Below are 17,595 nucleotides of genomic sequence, written 5' to 3'. Positions count from 1 at the left end.
ATCCGGTGTAGTTCGTGCCGCAGCTTACTGGCAAAGCGGCTGCCTTGTCGAGCCTGCGCGCCGCCGGCGGACGGCGGTGCATGCGTGCCCTATATGCCCTAATTTTCCCGCACCACGCGCGGCGTGATGAAAACCGCCAGTTCGCTACGCGTGTCGCGATGAGTCCGATGGCGGAACAATGCGCCCAGAACCGGTATTTTGCCGAGGAGGGGCACCCGCTCGACGTCGTCACGGTCGTCGGTCTCGTAAATTCCGCCGATCGACACCGTACCACCATCCTCGACCTCGACGCGCGTTTGCACGTGCTTGGTGTTGATCGCGGGCCCGGCGTCGGTCTGCTCGCCGACGCTGTCCTTCGCGACGTCGAGATCGAGCACCACGCGGCCATCCGGCATGATCTGCGGCTCGACCTCCAGTTTGAGCGTCGCCCGGCGAAACTGCACGCCCGATACGCCCTGCCCGACCTTCGCCTGATACGGCAGCTCGGTGCCCTGCTCGACGATCGCCTTCATCCGGTCCGCGGTGACGACCCGTGGGCTCGACACGATTTTCCCATGCCCTTCGGACTCGAGCGCCGAGAGTTCGATATTCAGCAGCCGGGTCGCGTGAGCCGCGAACAGCGTGAGGCCGGCGGTCGCGGCATCGAATCCGGAGATCGGTCGGGCCGACAGATCGTACACGGAGCCGTCCGATCCACCCGTCAGCCCTCTCGACGTACCGTCCGCGCTGGTGCCGGCGAGCGACAGCCGCACCCCGAGATTGCGCGAAAAGCCCTGGTCGCCTTCGACGATCTGAGCCTCGATCAGCACCTGGCGAGTCGGCCGGTCGACGGAAGCGATCAGCGCCGCGATCTGCTCGAGCCGCCCCGCGAGATCGGTGACGAACAGCAGGTTGGTGCGCGGATCCGCGGTGACGGCGCCACGTTTGGACAGCACGCGCTGGGTGCCGGAACCGGTCAGCAGGCGACGCACGTCCTCGGCGTGCGCGTAGTGCAGCTCGAAGGTGCGGCTCGCGAGCGGCTCGAGGTCCGCGGCGCGCGCGTGGGCTTCGAAGCGCTGACGTTCGCGCGCGGCGAGTTCGGCGGCAGGCGCGACCCAGATTACGTTGCCGTGGCGCTCCATCGCCAGATTGTTGACGTCGAGCAAGGTGTCGAACGCGGTGCGCCACGGCACCTTGTCGAGACGTATCGACACGGCGCCGCGCACTTTGTCGCTGGCGACGATGTTCAGGCCGGAGAACTCGGCGAACGCTTTCAGGACCGCGCCAAGTTGCGCACGCTGAAAGTTCAGCGAGATCGGCTCGTTGCCCGCGGGAAGGCCCGAGTCCGCACTCGCCGATGCGTCGGCGAGGCGCGGCCGCGGCGGCAGCGGGACCGGCGGGCCTTCGAGACCAGGCGTGCCGGCACTGTCGGCGCGACCCGGGGTGGCGGGTTGTCCTGGCGAAGGCGGCGGCATCGGGCCGTTGGCGACGTCGTCCGGGGAGGCGTCGGGCGCTATCGCGGAACGGGCGGCCGGCTGGAGCGTGTCCGGCTCCTGGGCCGCGCCTGGCGTGGAAACGTCGCCGAACGGATTCGCCGCCTGGCCGATGCCGCCGCTCGGCAGCGGCGCCGTCTCGTAGGTGGTGTTGGCCGATACGGCCGGGTCGTCGAGCGCCGCGTAAGTCGGCAACGGCGGCAGCAGCAGTGGCGTCGCTGCCTGTGCGACGCCGGCACCCAGCGTCGCGGCGACGTAGAGCCCGAAACACCGTCCGCAGACGACGCGGACCTCGCGTCCGACACCCAGCGTCGCGACGCTCCATCGCTTGAGCGTGCGCATCATGACGCCTCCGTCAGCGTCAGCGTGCGCGTCGCGCCGCCGTTCGCGAGCGTAATGCCGAGCGCGTCGAGCTGTGTGACCCGCTCGACGCCCAGTCGTTGCCCGGCCGCGACCGTCGTCGTGCCGTCTGGCGTGTCGAGCAGCGCGAGCCCGCGGGTACGATCGCGCAGCAAACCGACAAGGCGCAACTCAGAAGCATCACCCAGCTCGCCGCTCGCGGAGATCTGCGACTTCGCAAACGGATCGAAGAACACGAGGCCTTCGTCGTCATCGTCGGCAGCCTCGTCGGCGTCAGGGCTCGCCTCGGCGCTCGCAGCCGGGGTGTCGGGCACCGGTCGCAGCGCGGCGTACACCTGCAGCGTCGCGGCCACCGCGAGCCCTTTGCTGTCCTGCTTGACGGTCACGTCGACGGGAACGATCAGCACCGGCAGTTGCGCGAGCCCGTGGAAAAACGCCATCAGGTGAACGAAGTCGGTGCGCGCGGTGAGCTGCAGCACGCGCATCCGCTCGACGCCCTCGCCGCTCGCCGCGCCCGGTTCCACCGCAAGCAGCGCGACGCCGCTTTGCGTGGCCAGCTCGGAGACGATGCGCACGTCGTCGGCGGAGTTCCACGACACGGCGCTCGACGCCGTGGCCGGCATCGCCGCGGCTGCACGGCGCAGCGACGGCAGCTGTGCGAGCGTGTGCCGCGCGTCCGCGAGACGCTGCGTGCTGAGCGCGAGCGCCGCGCGGCTCGCTTCCAGTCCGGCGAGATCAGCCGCGCTCCAGCCGTACGCGCCGACACCGAACACGAGCGCGGCAAGCGTCGCCGCGACAAGCCAGCGACGGCGCCGGTTCCACGCCTCGAGCGGCATACGCGCCCGCTTGAGCCAGCGCGAAAAACCCGCGGATCCATGCGCCGCACCACCCGCCTCGAAAAAGGTCGTGCTCATCGCGCACCTCCCGTTGGTGCGGCCTTCAGGGCGCGCGTCGCTTTGTGCGGCGGATCGCCCCAGCGCAGGCGCGCATCGAACTCCACGGGTCCGCCTATCGCCTGTTCCGTCGACGCGCCGCCCTTCCCCGTCGGCCGATGCAGATCGCGCATCTCCGCGCCCTGCACGCCGTGGATCGCGCCGAGCCGCTTGAGCCACTCAGCCGACGCGATATGGCCACTCGAAGTCGCCAGCAATTCAGTCTCGTACTCGCGCTGGCGCAACTGCCGCAACACGACGTGATCGCCAGGTTCGAAGCTCAGCGCGTCGAGCAGATCGCGCAGTTGTGCGAGCGGCCTCGCGAGACTCGCGGCGCGCGCTGCGGCTTCGCGCTCATCCTGTTCGGCCCGCGACAGCTTCGCATGCTCCGCGAGCGGCACGGCGAGCGGAGTCAGCGCCTGCCCGGCCGCCGCGCGCCGCGCATCGAGCCGCGCTGCGGCGAAGCTCTGCCAACCGGCGACGAGCAACACACCCGCGGCACCGACACAAGCGGCCACAGCCCAGTCGCGCATACAGCGGCGCCGCGCGAGTCGCGCGTTGCGTTGGCGATACGGCAGCAGATTGAAGCCGCCCAGCCACGGTACAGCGGCGCGCTGATCGGCACTCGCGGCGACGCCAGACGAAAACGACAGAACGGCCTTCATTCCAGCACCCCGCGCAACGCGAGCCCAAACGCGACCGCGCCAGCCGGCTCGTGCAGCAAGGCGTCGTCGAGCGGCCGCGCGTGGCTGCCGAGCAGCGCGCATTCGAACGGCAGCGCCGAGCAGCCGAGCACGTCGCCAATATCGGCGAGTGAAAAGCCGACGCCGTCGAGCAGATCGATTTCGCCGCCAATCAGCGCGCAGTCGAACTCCGGCCCGTGCGTGAGATCGCGCAAGGCGTCGGCGAGATCGGCATGCTCGGGCGCCGGGTAGCGCATCTCGCCGATGCTCGCGCCATCGACGACGCTCCAGCCGTACACGCCGTCCGTACCGACCCACACCGCCGCGTACGGCTCGTTCGGGTCGAGCTCGCGACTGGCCGCGTGGCGCAGCGCGCGCAATGCCGCGTGCGGTTCGCCATCGATCGCGGACAGCGAAATCCCTGCGGTCGCGGCGCATTCGATCCGCGCTTCGAGATGCTGACGCGCGGTCGCGGCGATCTTCACCGAGCGCACCGGCGACGGCGTCTCGTCGACGTACCAGTCGACCGCGAGCGCATGACGCTCGAGGCCGGCGATGCGCTCCGCCTCTCCCATCACCGCGGGCGCAAGTCCGGCGAGCGCAACGCCGCCGTCCTCCGCCTCGCAGTCGCTCTGAGCGGCGAGCCGCGCGAGCGGCACTGTCGTCGTCAGCGTGGCCGACGAAGGCACGGCCATCGCGCAGCGCAGCGCGTGCGTCGCGCATACGCGCGGCAAACCGGCGAACGCATCGCGCAACGCCCGCGCGACGGCCTGCCGATCGACGATCTCGGCGCCCGCCATGGTGCCGGCCGCGAACGGCACCGTGCTCATATGTTCGAGATGCAGCGCGCCCCGGGCGCGTTGACTCACCACGACGAGACGCACGTTTTGCGAACCGACATCGATGCCGGCGGCGAAACGCTGCCGGCCCTCCCGCACCGCCTGAAGCCACGAATTTTTATAGGCCATACCGCCCTCCCTCTGACTCACGCGACGAACCATTCGAACGCGAGTAACGAGGGATCATTGTCGGCAGACGCACGTCCTAACGACATTCAGCCGAATGGCTAACGCGGATGCGAAGCCGCCCCGAGCGACATCAAAGCGACTACAGTTGGGACTACGGCGAAGTCATTCCCGCGCCGCCTGGCGTGTGCCGATTGCGCGTTATTCGTAAGCTTGTCGAAAGCAGAAAAACCCTGGCGGCTATAATCGCGGGACTGTTTTTCCGGTACTCCTATGCAAGCCACGTCTCCTGCGTCCCCACCGCCCGCGCCGAAACAGCGCAAACGTCCGTTATGGCTGAAGCTGATCCTTGGCTTTGTCGGGTTGATCGTGGCGGGCATCGTATGCGTGGCGCTGGTGCTCGGCTATGCGCTCGTCGTCGCGACGCCAAACCTGCCGTCACTCGATGCATTGACTGACTATCAGCCCAAAGTGCCGCTGCGAATCTATACGGCCGATCACGTGCTGATCGGCGAATTCGGCGCGGAGCGGCGCGACATCGTGCACATCCAGGACGTGCCCGACAGCCTGAAGAAAGCGATCCTCGCGATCGAGGACGCGCGCTTCTATGAGCACGGTGGCGTCGACCTCACCGGCATCGCGCGAGCCGGCTTCGTCGCGCTGACCAACGGTCATGCGACGCAAGGCGCGAGCACGATCACGATGCAGGTCGCGCGCAACTTCTTTCTGTCCAGCGAGAAGACGTACACGCGCAAGATCTACGAGATGCTGCTCGCGTACAAGATCGAGTCGAAGCTGAGCAAGGATCAGATTCTCGAGGTGTACATGAATCAGATCTATCTCGGTCAGCGCGCGTACGGTTTCGCGAGTGCCGCGCGCGTGTACTTCGGCAAGGATCTGAAGGACCTGACGCTCGCCGAATCGGCGATGCTCGCCGGTCTGCCGAAGGCGCCCTCCGCGTATAACCCGGTCGTCAATCCGAAGCGTGCGAAGGTGCGCCAGGAGTACATCCTGCAGCGCATGTACGAATTGCACTACATCACTCAGGAACAGTACGACGAGGCGAGCCGGCAGCGGCTCGTCGTGAAGGGCATGGGCAAGGAGTACAGCGTACACGCGGAATACGTCGCGGAAATGGTGCGGCAGATGATGTACGCGCAGTATCGCGAGGAAGCCTACACGCGCGGCCTGAACGTCGTGACCACGATCGACTCGGCCGATCAGGACGTCGCCTACCACGCGGTGCGCAAAGGCTTGATGGACTACGAGCGCCGTCACGGCTATCGCGGCCCGGAGGCGTTCATCGATCTGCCGGCCGACGCCGACGAGCGCGAGCAGGCCATCGACGACGCGCTGCTCGAACATCCCGACAATGGCGAAATCATCGCGGCCGTCGTCACAGAGGCGAGCCCGAAGCAGGTGCAGGCGGCGTTCATCGACGGCAATGTCGCGACCATTCAGGGCGACGGCCTGCGCTATGCGCAGTTCGCGCTCGGCCCGCGCGCGCAGCCGAATCAGCGCATCCGGCCCGGCGCGATCGTGCGGCTCGTGAAGAACGACGAGGGCGACTGGTCGATCACGCAATTGCCCCAGGTGGAAGGCGCGTTCATCTCGCTGGTGCCGCAGGACGGTGCGATCCGCTCGCTGGTCGGCGGCTTCGACTTCAACAAGAACAAGTTCAATCACGTGACGCAGGCGTGGCGTCAGCCGGGCTCCAGCTTCAAGCCGTTCATCTATTCGGCGTCGCTCGAAAAGGGCCTCGGGCCCGCCACGATCATCAACGACGCGCCGCTCTTCTTCAGCGCCGCCGAAACCGGCGGCCAGGCGTGGGAGCCGAAAAACTACGGCGGCGGCTTCGACGGTCCGATGACGATGCGCACCGCGCTGCAGAAATCGAAGAACCTCGTGTCGATCCGCATCCTGAACCAGATCGGCCCGAAGTACGCGCAGCAATACATCACGCGGTTTGGCTTCGACGCGGACCGCCATCCCGCCTATCTGCCGATGGCGCTCGGCGCGGGTCTCGTGACGCCGCTGCAAATGGCCGGCGCATTCTCGGTGTTCGCCAACGGCGGCTACCGGATCAATCCGTATCTGATCGCGGAGGTCACCGATCAGCGCGGCGTCGTCGTCGCGCATGCGCAGCCGCTCGTGGCCGGGCAAAGCGCGCCGTTCGCGATCCAACCGCGCAACGCCTACGTGATGAACAGCCTGCTGCAAAGCGTCGCGCAGCACGGCACCGGGGCGAAGAGCAACGTGCTCAAGCGCACCGATCTCGCCGGCAAGACCGGCACGACCAACGATTCCCGCGACGCGTGGTTCGCCGGCTATCAGCACACCCTCACCGCGATCGCGTGGATCGGCTACGACAATCCGCGCAGCCTCGGCGACAAGGAAACCGGCGGCGGGCTCGCGCTGCCGGTGTGGATCGAGTACATGGGACGCGCGCTGAAGGGGGTGCCCGAGTACAAGATGCCACGCCCCGACGACGTCAGCGAAATCGGCTCGGAGCTTTATTTCGACGAGTTCACGCCGGGCCACGGTTTCATCGCGACGGTCGGCGTCAGTCAGGCGACGCTCGATGCGGAGGCGAGCGCGGCAGCCGCCGCGCCGGAACAGGTCGGCGAACAGGAAAAGCAGGACATCATGAATCTGTTCCGCGGGCACTGAGGCTGCGTCGATGTCCCGCTAGAAAAGAAAAAACCGCCGCGTTCGTTACGCGGCGGTTTTGTTTTGAGAGCGTCTCGCGCTTATTACACCGCGCTCATAGCGCGGCGATCCGCACCGGCTCGCCAGCCTGCTGCGTCGCATACTGCGACAGCGCCGCGAAAAACTCCGCGCCGCTGCGCGTGTCGCGCCATTCACCGTCGACGAAACGGAAGTGGAAACCGCCGGCCTTCGCCGCGATCCAGATCTCGCTCATCGGCGGCTGAAGGTTGACGATGATCTTCGTGCGGTTCTCGAATTCGAGCGTCAAAACGTTGCCGCTGCGCTCGAGCTCGATGTCGGCGTCGATGTCGTCGAGCGCGCTCTCGATGGCGGCCAGCACGGCTTCCGCACGGGTCAGGTAATCACTATCGGACATGCTAAACTCCATCGATTATTCATTCAGGGACAGTCATGCGAGTCGTAACTCGGATGCGCGCGGCAGCGCCCGGCCGCGCGATTGTAGCGGTTTTAGTCATTCTCGCAGGTTGTGCGCTTACCGGCTGCGGCCAACGCGGTGCACTCTATCTGCCGACCGTACCGCCGATGCCTGCCCCGCCGGCTCACCGCACGCAAACGCCATCGACCGATCGAAGCCAACCGGCTAGCGGCAGCGCGGCCGACACGGGTTCGATCCCGGACACCTCGGGCACGCCGCTCACGCTCGCCCCCGAAGACCAGCTCGCGGCGCCGCCCGCTTCGGCGGCATCGGCTCCCGCAGTGCCGCTGCCCGCCTCTGCCGTCCCTTCCGTTCAATAAGACTTTCGCATGACTCGATCCGCATTTGACCACGTCGACGGCGTATTGCACGCCGAAGGCGTGTCCGCCGTTTCCCTCGCCGAGCAGTTCGGCACGCCGCTCTACGTCTATTCACGCGCCGCGCTCACCGCTGCCTGGAACGCCTATGCGGGCGCCTGCGCGGGGCGTCGCGCGAGCGTGCACGTGGCCGTCAAGGCCAACAGCAATCTCGCGGTGCTGAACGTGTTCGCGCGCCTCGGCGCGGGCTTCGACATCGTGTCGGGCGGCGAGCTCGCGCGCGTGCTCGCGGCTGGCGGCAAAGCGGAAAACACCGTGTTTTCGGGCGTTGGCAAGCAGGCAAGCGAAATGCGCGACGCGCTCGCGGCGGGCGTCAAATGCTTCAACGTCGAATCGATTCCCGAACTCGACCGCCTCAACGCGGTGGCGGGCGAGATGGGCAAGAAAGCGCCGGTGTCGCTGCGCGTGAATCCCGATGTCGATGCGAAAACGCATCCGTACATTTCCACCGGACTCAAGACCAACAAGTTCGGCGTCGCGTTCGAAGATGCGCGTGCCACCTACCAGGCGGCCGCGGCGATGTCGAATCTCGAGGTGATCGGCATCGACTGCCATATTGGCTCGCAGATCACCGAAGTCGCGCCCTATCTCGACGCGATCGACAAGGTGCTGGAACTTGTCGAGCAGATCGAGCAGGACGGCGTGTCGATTCGCCATATCGACGTCGGCGGCGGTCTGGGCATCACCTACGACGACGAAACGCCGCCGGAAATCGGTGAGTTCGTGCGCACGGTGCTCGATCGCATCGAAGCGCGCGGCCACGGTCACCGCGAAGTCTATTTCGAGCCGGGCCGCTCGCTGGTCGGCAATGCGGGCGTGCTCCTCACACGTCTGGAGTTTCTGAAGCCGGGCGAGGACAAGAACTTCGCGATCGTCGACGCGGCGATGACCGATCTCGCGCGCCCCGCGATGTACGACGCCTATCATGCCATCGAGCCGGTCGTGAAGCGCGACGTCCCCGCGCATGTGTACGACGTGGTCGGCCCGGTCTGCGAAAGCGGCGACTGGCTCGGCCGCGAGCGGCTGCTTGCGGTCGAACCCGGCGATCTGCTCGCGATCCGCTCGGCCGGCGCGTACGGCTTCGTGATGAGCTCGAACTACAACACCCGTGCGCGCGCCGCCGAGGTGATGGTGGATGGTACACAGGCGCATGTGGTTCGCGCGCGCGAAGAGGTCAAGCAGCTGTTTGCGGATGAAACGATACTGCCGGCGTAAACGTCAGTACCTGCGGCAGAGCGCGAAGGTCGAGCGCAGCAACGAAAATGGCGATGCCTCGGTGGCATCGCCATTTTCATTTGAAACAGCGTGACGCCAATAAACTCGCCATCATCGTCGGCGCGTTCCCATCCTCCGCTCACGTATCCACACCACCAGCCGCCATCCCAGCAACGCGATCATCACCGCGCCGTAGATCTTCGGCAGCAGCAGGTCGTGCTTGCCCGCCTTCATCCACCAGAAATGCAGGATCGCGAGCACGCCGATCGCATAGATCGCGCGATGCAGCGTCTGCCAGCGACGTCCGAGCTTGCGCACCATCGCGCGCGGCGACGTGACCGCAAGCGCGATCAGCAGCACGAATGCGGTGAAGCCCACCGTGATGAACGGCCGCTTGCCGATGTCCTTCACAATCTCCGCAACATCGAACCACTTGTCGAACCACAGGTACGTGGTGAAATGCAGCGTCGCGTAGAAGAACGTGTAGAGCCCGAGCATGCGGCGGAAACGCACGAACGCGGCGACGCCGGTCAGACGGCGTAGCGGCGTCACCGCAAGCGTGATGCACAGGAACACGAGCGTCCACAGGCCGGTCGAGCGTGTGATGAATTCAATCGGATTCGCGCCGAGCCGGTCGGTCAGGCCGAACAGCACGAGGCGCGCGAGAGGATAGAGCGCCGCGATGAAGACTGCGACTTTGGTGGGCACGACCCAGCGCGCGCCGCCGGTGGAACGCGGCTTCACCGCCGACGCCGACGACGTCCGCCGCGTCGCAGGCTCGGTGCGGGTGACAGTTTGCGTATCGGAAACCATCGCGCTCGCCCTAGAAGTTCTTCTTCAGGTCCATGCCCTGATAGAGCGACGCGACCTGATCGCCGTAACCGTTGAACATCGGCGTCTTGCGTTTCGGCGTGAAAAAGCCGTCTTCGCCGATGCGCCGTTCAGTGGCTTGACTCCAGCGCGGATGATCGACATTCGGGTTCACGTTCGAATAAAACCCATATTCGTTCGACGCGTACGTGTTCCAGCTCGTCGGCGGCTGCTTCTCGACGAAGCGGATTTTCACGAGCGACTTCGCGCTCTTGAAGCCGTACTTCCACGGCACCACGACGCGTACCGGCGCGCCGTTCTGATTCGGCAGCACCTGGCCGTAGAGGCCCATCGTCAGTAGCGTCAGCGGATGCATCGCCTCGTCCATCCGCAGGCCTTCGGAGTACGGCCAATCGAGTATGGGTGTCGACAACCCTGGCATCTGCGACGGATCGGCGAGCGTGATGAACTGCACGTACTTTGCATTGCCGGTCGGTTCGACGCGTTTGATCAGCTCCGACAGCGAGACGCCGATCCACGGCACCACGATCGACCAACCTTCGACGCAGCGATGCCGGTACACACGCTCCTCGAGCGGCGCGAGCTTCAGCAGATCGTCGATGTCGTACACCTTCGGATTCTTGATCTCGCCCTCGACGCTCACCTTCCACGGATGCGGCCGCAACGTGCCCGCGCGCTGCGAGGGGTCGGATTTATCGGTGCCGAACTCGTAGAAATTGTTGTAGGTGGTGATGTCCTTGTACGGCGTGATCTTGTCGAGCGCGACGAACCTGGTGTTGGTTTTCGCCGCGAGCTTCTGCGCCTTCGGATCGGGCGACGAGTAGGTCGCGAGCGCCTCGCCGCTCACACCGATCAGGCTGCCAAGCGCCATCGCGCCCGCCGCCTGCAGGATGCGTCGCCGGTTTTCGAACACATGCCGCGGCGCGATTTCGCTGCGCGCGATGTCATCGCCGGTCAGTTGAATTCTGTCACTTCGCTTGATCCACATCGTGCTACTCCTTGCCGGCCCGCCGCGTCGCGCGCGTTGCGGAGCCTTATTGATGATCGCCCCTTTGGGGGCGTCTGTCATCCACGGGTAGTTACTCCAGGTGCTCGACTGGCGAACACCGGGGCGCAACGAATATTCCATCGGCCATAAAAAAACCGCCGGTGCTAAAGCACGCGGCGGTTCTTAGTCGGTTCAGCGCGGCGGATCTTACAGCTTGCCGTAGCTATGCAAGCCCGACAGGAACATGTTCACGCCGAGGAACGCGAAGCTCGTGACCAGCAGCCCGGTCAGCGCCCACCACGCGGCGAGCGCGCCGCGCAGGCCCTTCATCATACGCATGTGCAGCCAGGCCGCGTAGTTCAGCCACACGATCAGCGCCCACGTCTCCTTCGGGTCCCAGCTCCAGTAGCCGCCCCAGGCTTGGGCGGCCCACAGCGCGCCGAGAATCGTCGCGATCGTGAAGAACGCGAAGCCGACCGCGATCGACTTGTACATCACGTCGTCGAGCACGTCGAGCGCCGGCAGACGATCCGCGAGCACGCCGCGCTCCTTCGCCAGATATGCGACACCGACCATCGCCGACAGCGCGAAGCTGCCATAGCCGATGAAGTTCGCCGGCACGTGAATCTTCATCCACCAGCTTTGCAGCGCTGGCACGAGCGGCTGGATCTGCTGCGCGTCGCGCGCGACCGAGTACCACATCAGGAAGCCGACGGCTGCGCTGATCACGAGCAACACGAACGCGCCGAGCGCGCGCGTGTTGTAGTGCTGCTCGTAGTACAGATAGAACAGCGCGGTGATCAGGCTGAACAGCACGAACACTTCATAGAGGTTCGAAATCGGAATATGGCCGACGTCCGCGCCGATCAGATACGACTCGTACCAGCGCACCATCATGCCGACGAAGCCCATCAGCACCGCCGCCCACGTCATCTTCGAGCCGATCGCGGCGCCGGTCGGCGAGCGCGACAGCAGCGCGATCCAGTAGAACCCGGTCGCGAATACGAAGAGCGCGCTCATCCACAGGATCGCGGACTGGCTCGACAGGAAATACTTGAGGAAGAAAGCGTTGTCGGCGCGGCTCAGATCGCCGTGGTAGATCTGGATTGCGAGCAGCGACAGCGCGGCGATTCCCACCATCAGCGGACGCACCGGCTTCCAGCGCCAGCCGAGCACGACGAAAACCGGCACCGAGCACATCAGCACCAGTTTGTCGTAGTAGTTCATGAACGGGTAATAGCGCGACAGCGCGAACCCGGCGCCCCCGACAAGCGCGAGCGCGAACAGCCAGTCGACGATACCCAGGCGTTTCAGGAACGGCCGTTCGTCGAAGTTCGGGAGTTCGGGCGTGCTGCTCGCAAACGCCTTGTCGGCGCGTGAAGCAGAAGAAGAGGAGGAGGAAACCTGAGTCAAGTCCATGATCTTACCGGGTCGAATCCTGTGAGCTTGCCGACGCAGCGGCGGCCTGACCGGCCGGGCTGGCATCGGCTGCTTCGATGAGTTTCGCGCCCAATGCGGCGCTCACGGCGGCCCGCGTCTGGACGAACTCTTTCTCGAAGTCTAGCGTCTTACGCGCGCTCGACATCGCCATTACGACGCTCGTGCCGTGGTCCGTGTCCTTGAGCCAGAACCACAGACGCCGTTCGCGAACGTAGAACATCGAGAAGATGCCCAATACGAGAAGCAGGCTGCCAAGATACACGACTTTTTTGCCCGGCGCGCGCGTCAACTGAAATACCGAAGCTTGCACCTGCTTGAATGAGTCAAGCTGCAAATAGACCGGCGATCCATACAGAAAGCTGTCGGAAATCGCATTAAGCGAACTCTGGATGAAGCGGCTCGTGTCCGTATCGGCCGGCGCGGCGGGCTCGCCGAGCCGCTGGCGCGACAGTTGCCACAAGTCCCACGTCACGCCTTCGAGCATGCGAAGCAGCAGGCCCGCGGCCTTTTCCTGCTCGCCCTTCGGTACCGAGCGGTCGATAAACCCAGCGACCGCCTGGAAGCCGCCGCGCGTTTCGCCATTCGGCATTTTCATGCTGCTGTCGGCGCCCGCAAAAAGGGTCAGTACCCGCAAGGCGCTTTCCTCCAGATGTTGCTGCAACTCTGCATTTGAAACCGGCACCGAACGCTGCGCGAATTGATGAGCGGCGATGGCCCGTTGGTTCGGGTCTTCCAGCGTGGCGCGCAGATTCATCCATTCCTTGAGCGTGCCGCCGCTATCGGCGGGAATGCGCAGGTAGCGGAACGGGTCGTCGGGATTCAAGCGCATGCCGGCGAGGAACATTTTCTCGCCGTTCACGTCGACGGGCAGCATGTAGTTGTTGTATTCACGCGCCTGGCCATCCTTGCCGCGAATCTTGTACTGCACCGACGGGCCGACGTTGTGCAGATCGAGCGGCTTCGACGTCTTCGCGCCGGAGCCGAGGCGCTCGTCGAACGCTTCCTTCAGCGAGTGCTGCGCGACAACCCCGCGCGCATCGTTCTGCCCGTTGCCGTTCGAGATGTTTTCGACGTTGATCGCGCGGAAGTCAGTGAATTCGACGGTCTGGCCATCGGCCAGCGGCGTGGCCGAGCTCAACGGCGCGCTGCCGCCGATCGTGCCGCCAAACGGCGCGGGCTTTGCACTCGGGCCGGACATCGGGAAAGCAGTCATCTGCATCTGCGAGCCGCCGTCCTGGAAGCTCGATTGATAAATCGACACGCCGTCGTATTCGAACGGCTTGTTGACCTCGACGCGCGCCGGCACGCGCGCGCCGGTCTTGTGATCGATCACGACGATGTCGCTCGCGAACAGCTTCGGCATGCCGGTCGAGTAGTAATCGACGATGAACTTGTTGAGCTCGATCGAAAACGGCAGGTCCTGGATCAGCGAACCATTGGGCTGATTCAGGATCGCGGTCGACACGTGCTGCCCTTCGGGTACCCACGCGTAGCCGCGGAACGTCGGGTTCGATTGCGACAGCCGATGCTCGGGCGAAATCTCGTTGATCACCGTGTTCGAGTTGATCGGCGACTTGTCGAACAGCCACATTTGCAGCTTGATCGGCAGATTGCTGTCGAGCAGGCCGCCCAGGCAGATCACGACGATCGCGAGGTGCGCGAAGATGTAGCCGAACTTCGTCAGCGCGCCACGCTTCGCGGCGATCAACGTCGCGCCGTCCGACTCGCGCGTGACGAACTTGTAGCCGAGCTTCGCCGACAACCTTGCGAGCACCGCTGCCGACTGCGCGCGCGTGCCGTGCACCGCGAACTCACCCTTGTGATGGAACGCGCGCAGGCTGCCTTCTCGAACCTTGTCCTTCCAGCTCTTCGCGTCGGCGACTATCTTCGGCGCATTTCGGATCACGCAGAGCGACACAGACACCATCAGGAAGCCGAGAATCAGCATGAACCACCACGAGCTGTACACCGTGTAGAGGCTCAGCGCGCGGAAGATGTCCGCCCAGAACGGACCGAACTGGTTGACGTAGTTGGGATACGGATCGTCCTGCGTGAGGACGGTACCGATGATGCTGGCGATCGACAGAATGACGAGCAGCGCAATGGCGAAACGCATCGAGCTCAGGAGCTCGATGGCGCTGCGGATGACGCGATTGCCCGACTTCGATTGCAGACCCGACGTGGTGACGCTCATTCAAACTCCGACTGAACAGCAAAAAAGGGTGAAGGGCTGTCGTAGCGACGACACCCTCACCCTTTTCTTGTTTTTCACCGACCTCGCCGGGCCGGTTGGATTTGCGCGGACGAAGCGCTTAATGCAGGCCCGCGATGTAGTCGGCGACCGCTTTGATTTCGTTGTCCGACAGACGCGATGCTATCGCATGCATCGCGTCGTTGTTATTACGAGCGCCCGGACCTTGCGTGAACGCGGTCAATTGCGTCACCGAGTACTCGGCCCACTGCCCCGACAGGCGTGGATACTGGATCGGAATACCCTGCCCCGTGGGCCCGTGACAGGCCGCGCAGGCCGGCACCCCGCGGTCGGCAATCCCACCGCGATAGATCTGCTGCCCCACCGCGACGGTCTTCTTGTTGTGCGCATAGCCTGGCTTGGGCGTCTGCGTCGAGAAGTAAGCCGCGACGTTGATCATGTCCTGATCGGAAAGCGCGGCGGCCATGCCCGCCATGATCGCATTGTTGCGCGCGGCCTGTTTGGCGCCCGGCTGCGCCTTGAAATCTCTGAGCTGCTTGACGAGGTACTCAGGATGCTGGCCCGCCAGTTTCGGGTATGCGCCGCCGGCACTGTTGCCGTCTGCGCCGTGACATGACGCGCATACCTGTACCGCGATTGCCTGCCCCCGATTGATGTCCGGCTTTGCCGGATCTGCTGCTCGTGCCTGAATTGCCAAACCTGAAAGACCTGCCGTTACATGAAGCACCATCAGAGTCTTGCACAGTCGATTCATTCGCACACCCTGTCTCGTCTTGTGGGATTTTAGATGTTCTGCAAAGTACGACGACGGCGACCGAGTGACCGCCAGGAGCCGCCAAGGCACGTGGGGCGGCCTCCTAAGGTTTTCAGTAAACCATCGTATTGTACAATAACTCGCTAATCGCTTAGACGCCAGTCGGGCTTGACCCCGTTCCCGCTGCGGGCTCCGCAGCTTCTCCAATCTGGCTTCCACCATGCCCTTCCTGCTCCACGAATCCCGCTTCTATACCACCGTCAATCATCTGCGCGACCTGCCGGCCACCGCGCAGCCCGAGATCGCTTTCGCGGGACGCTCGAACGCGGGCAAATCGACCGCGATCAACGTGCTCTGCAATCAGAAGCGACTTGCATTCGCAAGTAAGACGCCTGGCCGCACGCAGCACATCAATTATTTTTCGGTTGGCAAGGCGGATGAGCCGACCGCCTATCTGGTCGACCTGCCGGGCTACGGTTATGCGGAAGTGCCGGGTGCGGCGAAGGCGCACTGGGAAGCGCTGCTGTCCACGTATCTGCAATCACGCTCGCAACTGCGCGGCATGATCCTCATGATGGATTCGCGCCGCCCTCTGACGGATCTCGATCGGCGCATGATCGAGTGGTTCGCGCCGACCGGCAAGCCGATCCACACGCTGCTCACCAAATGCGACAAATTGACGCGTCAGGAAAGCACGAACGCGTTGCGCACCGCGCAGAAGGGACTGGCCGAATATCGGGCTGCGGGCTATCGCGGCGAACTCACCGCGCAACTGTTTTCGGCGCTCAAGCGAACGGGGCTCGATGAAGCGCATGAGCTGATCGAGAGCTGGCTGATCCCGGAGGCAGCGGGCGAAACAGGCGAAACGCCGGCCGCGGGCTGAACGCATATCAATGCAGGAATCCCGCAGCACGCGTGATATGCCTGTAAAACCCGCGTCAGAGCGCGTTTACGGCCGCGCATAAAAAAACCCGCCGCTTGAACGGCGGGTCAAACAGCCTAATCGAAAAACGACAGGCACCCGCTCAGGGAGGAGAAGCGGGGAGGTCAGCGCTAGGCGCCTTGCTCGATCGGTATGATATACCATTGTCTCGAAAAGTTTCCGGGAGCGGAGCCAGGTGCTATTTGTCCACTCCACCTATCCACGATCTTCGATTCGATATGAGCTTCTACCCGCACTACCGTCCGCGCCGCATGCGCCGTGACGACTTCTCGCGTCGCATGATGCGCGAAAACATCCTCACGACCAACGATCTGATTTACCCCGTGTTCATCGTCGAGGGAACCAACGTGCGGCAAGCCGTGCCGTCGATGCCGGGCGTCGAGCGTGTGTCGGTCGATCTGCTGATGGGCGTCGCCGGGCAGTGCGTCGAACTGGGCGTGCCGGTGTTGTCTCTGTTTCCCGCGATCGAGCCCTCGCTGAAAACACCCGAAGGCCGTGAAGCGGCCAACCCGGCGGGCCTGATCCCGCGCGCGGTGCGTGAGTTGAAGAAGAATTTTCCGGAGCTCGGCGTGCTCACCGACGTGGCGCTCGATCCGTATACGAGCCATGGTCAGGACGGCGTGCTCGACGAAGCCGGCTACGTGATCAACGACGAAACCGTCGAGATCCTCGTCGAGCAGGCTCGTGCGCAGGCGGAAGCCGGCGTCGACATCGTCGCGCCGTCGGACATGATGGACGGACGCATTGGTGCGATCCGCGAAATGCTCGAGAGCGAGGACCACATCCACACGCGCATCATGGCGTACGCGGCGAAGTACGCTTCGGCGTTCTACGGCCCGTTCCGCGATGCCGTCGGTTCCGCGACGAACCTGGGCAAGAGCAACAAGATGACCTACCAGATGGACCCGGCAAATTCGAACGAGGCGCTGCGCGAAGTGCAGGCCGACATCAACGAAGGCGCGGACATGGTGATGGTCAAGCCGGGCATGCCGTATCTGGACATCGTGCGTCGCGTGAAGGACGAGTTCCAGTTCCCCACCTACGTGTACCAGGTAAGCGGCGAATACGCCATGTTGAAGGCCGCCGCGCAGAATGGCTGGCTCGATCACGACAAGGTGATGACGGAATCGCTGCTAGCGTTCAAGCGTGCAGGCGCGGACGGCGTGCTGACGTATTTCGCGCTGGATGCCGCGAAGATCCTGCGTTCGCAGAAGTAAGCCAGGCGCGGTTTAGCGCGCGGCCGTCGAGAAAAAAACGGAGGCGAACTTTAGGGTTTCG

At 64.5% G+C, this 17,595-nt stretch carries 15 protein-coding genes; 5 read left to right on the top strand and 10 right to left on the bottom strand.

Translation table 11 applies throughout. The features are described from left to right. Positions 1-98: 98 nt before the first annotated feature. The 4 genes from pilQ to pilM are packed head-to-tail and all read right to left on the bottom strand — an operon-like array spanning position 99 to position 4,415. Entirely contained in the window at positions 99-1,817 is a 1,719-nt protein-coding gene (gene pilQ, locus HDG33_RS26140; RefSeq protein WP_184035654.1) for a type IV pilus secretin PilQ, read from the bottom strand. Continuing rightward, on the bottom strand, positions 1,814-2,746 hold the full coding sequence (locus HDG33_RS26135; RefSeq protein WP_184035652.1) for a hypothetical protein: 933 nt from the start codon (positions 2,744-2,746) through the stop codon (positions 1,814-1,816). The genes pilQ and HDG33_RS26135 overlap by 4 nt, the downstream gene beginning before the upstream one ends. Then, a complete protein-coding gene (locus HDG33_RS26130) occupies positions 2,743-3,429 on the bottom strand; it encodes a fimbrial assembly protein (protein ID WP_184035650.1) in 687 nt (228 codons plus the stop codon). The genes HDG33_RS26135 and HDG33_RS26130 overlap by 4 nt, the downstream gene beginning before the upstream one ends. Continuing rightward, positions 3,426-4,415, bottom strand: coding sequence for a pilus assembly protein PilM (gene pilM, locus HDG33_RS26125; RefSeq protein WP_184035648.1), 990 nt, complete (start codon positions 4,413-4,415; stop codon positions 3,426-3,428). The genes HDG33_RS26130 and pilM overlap by 4 nt, the downstream gene beginning before the upstream one ends. A gap of 270 nt (positions 4,416-4,685) precedes the next feature. On the opposite strand from pilM, the gene HDG33_RS26120 reads away from it, so the two are divergent. Next, positions 4,686-7,082, top strand: a complete 2,397-nt coding sequence (locus HDG33_RS26120; RefSeq protein ID WP_184035645.1) for a penicillin-binding protein 1A — start codon at positions 4,686-4,688, stop codon at positions 7,080-7,082. A gap of 94 nt (positions 7,083-7,176) precedes the next feature. Here HDG33_RS26120 and cyaY read toward each other — a convergent pair whose 3' ends face one another. Then, positions 7,177-7,497, bottom strand: coding sequence for an iron donor protein CyaY (gene cyaY / locus HDG33_RS26115; RefSeq protein WP_090802140.1), 321 nt, complete (start codon positions 7,495-7,497; stop codon positions 7,177-7,179). 35 nt (positions 7,498-7,532) lie between these two features. On the opposite strand from cyaY, the gene lptM reads away from it, so the two are divergent. Further along, entirely contained in the window at positions 7,533-7,877 is a 345-nt protein-coding gene (gene lptM, locus HDG33_RS26110) for an LPS translocon maturation chaperone LptM (protein ID WP_184035642.1), read from the top strand. A gap of 9 nt (positions 7,878-7,886) precedes the next feature. Continuing rightward, positions 7,887-9,149 (top strand): diaminopimelate decarboxylase, encoded by a 1,263-nt coding sequence (gene lysA / locus HDG33_RS26105; RefSeq protein WP_184035632.1) that lies wholly within the window; start codon positions 7,887-7,889, stop codon positions 9,147-9,149. A 111-nt stretch (positions 9,150-9,260) separates the two neighbouring features. Here the strand turns inward: lysA and msrQ are convergent, their stop codons facing one another. The 5 genes from msrQ to HDG33_RS26080 form a co-directional block, all read right to left on the bottom strand. Next, positions 9,261-9,962 carry a protein-methionine-sulfoxide reductase heme-binding subunit MsrQ gene (gene msrQ, locus HDG33_RS26100; protein ID WP_184035606.1) on the bottom strand — a complete coding sequence of 234 codons (702 nt, stop codon included), beginning with the start codon at positions 9,960-9,962 and terminating at the stop codon, positions 9,261-9,263. Between the two features lie 10 nt (positions 9,963-9,972). Further along, a complete protein-coding gene (gene msrP / locus HDG33_RS26095) occupies positions 9,973-10,968 on the bottom strand; it encodes a protein-methionine-sulfoxide reductase catalytic subunit MsrP (protein ID WP_184035603.1) in 996 nt (331 codons plus the stop codon). Positions 10,969-11,175: 207 nt separating this feature from the next. Next, positions 11,176-12,387, bottom strand: a complete 1,212-nt coding sequence (gene ccsB / locus HDG33_RS26090; RefSeq protein ID WP_090802147.1) for a c-type cytochrome biogenesis protein CcsB — start codon at positions 12,385-12,387, stop codon at positions 11,176-11,178. 4 nt (positions 12,388-12,391) lie between these two features. Further along, the gene (locus HDG33_RS26085) at positions 12,392-14,602 is read right to left on the bottom strand and encodes a cytochrome c biogenesis protein ResB (protein ID WP_184035586.1); all 2,211 of its coding nucleotides are present in this window, start codon (positions 14,600-14,602) and stop codon (positions 12,392-12,394) included. A gap of 118 nt (positions 14,603-14,720) precedes the next feature. Further along, on the bottom strand, positions 14,721-15,374 hold the full coding sequence (locus HDG33_RS26080) for a cytochrome c (RefSeq protein ID WP_184036008.1): 654 nt from the start codon (positions 15,372-15,374) through the stop codon (positions 14,721-14,723). A 220-nt stretch (positions 15,375-15,594) separates the two neighbouring features. On the opposite strand from HDG33_RS26080, the gene yihA reads away from it, so the two are divergent. Together yihA and hemB are read left to right on the top strand one after the other, a co-directional pair. Then, positions 15,595-16,257 (top strand): ribosome biogenesis GTP-binding protein YihA/YsxC, encoded by a 663-nt coding sequence (gene yihA, locus HDG33_RS26075; RefSeq protein ID WP_018420165.1) that lies wholly within the window; start codon positions 15,595-15,597, stop codon positions 16,255-16,257. A gap of 278 nt (positions 16,258-16,535) precedes the next feature. Beyond that, positions 16,536-17,534 (top strand): porphobilinogen synthase, encoded by a 999-nt coding sequence (gene hemB, locus HDG33_RS26070; RefSeq protein WP_184035574.1) that lies wholly within the window; start codon positions 16,536-16,538, stop codon positions 17,532-17,534. Positions 17,535-17,595: the final 61 nt, after the last annotated feature.

Origin of the sequence: Paraburkholderia sp. Cpub6 (assembly GCF_014201065.1) — a bacterium.
Lineage (GTDB): Bacteria > Pseudomonadota > Gammaproteobacteria > Burkholderiales > Burkholderiaceae > Paraburkholderia > Paraburkholderia tuberum.
This window is presented reverse-complemented; position numbering and strand designations above follow the sequence as displayed.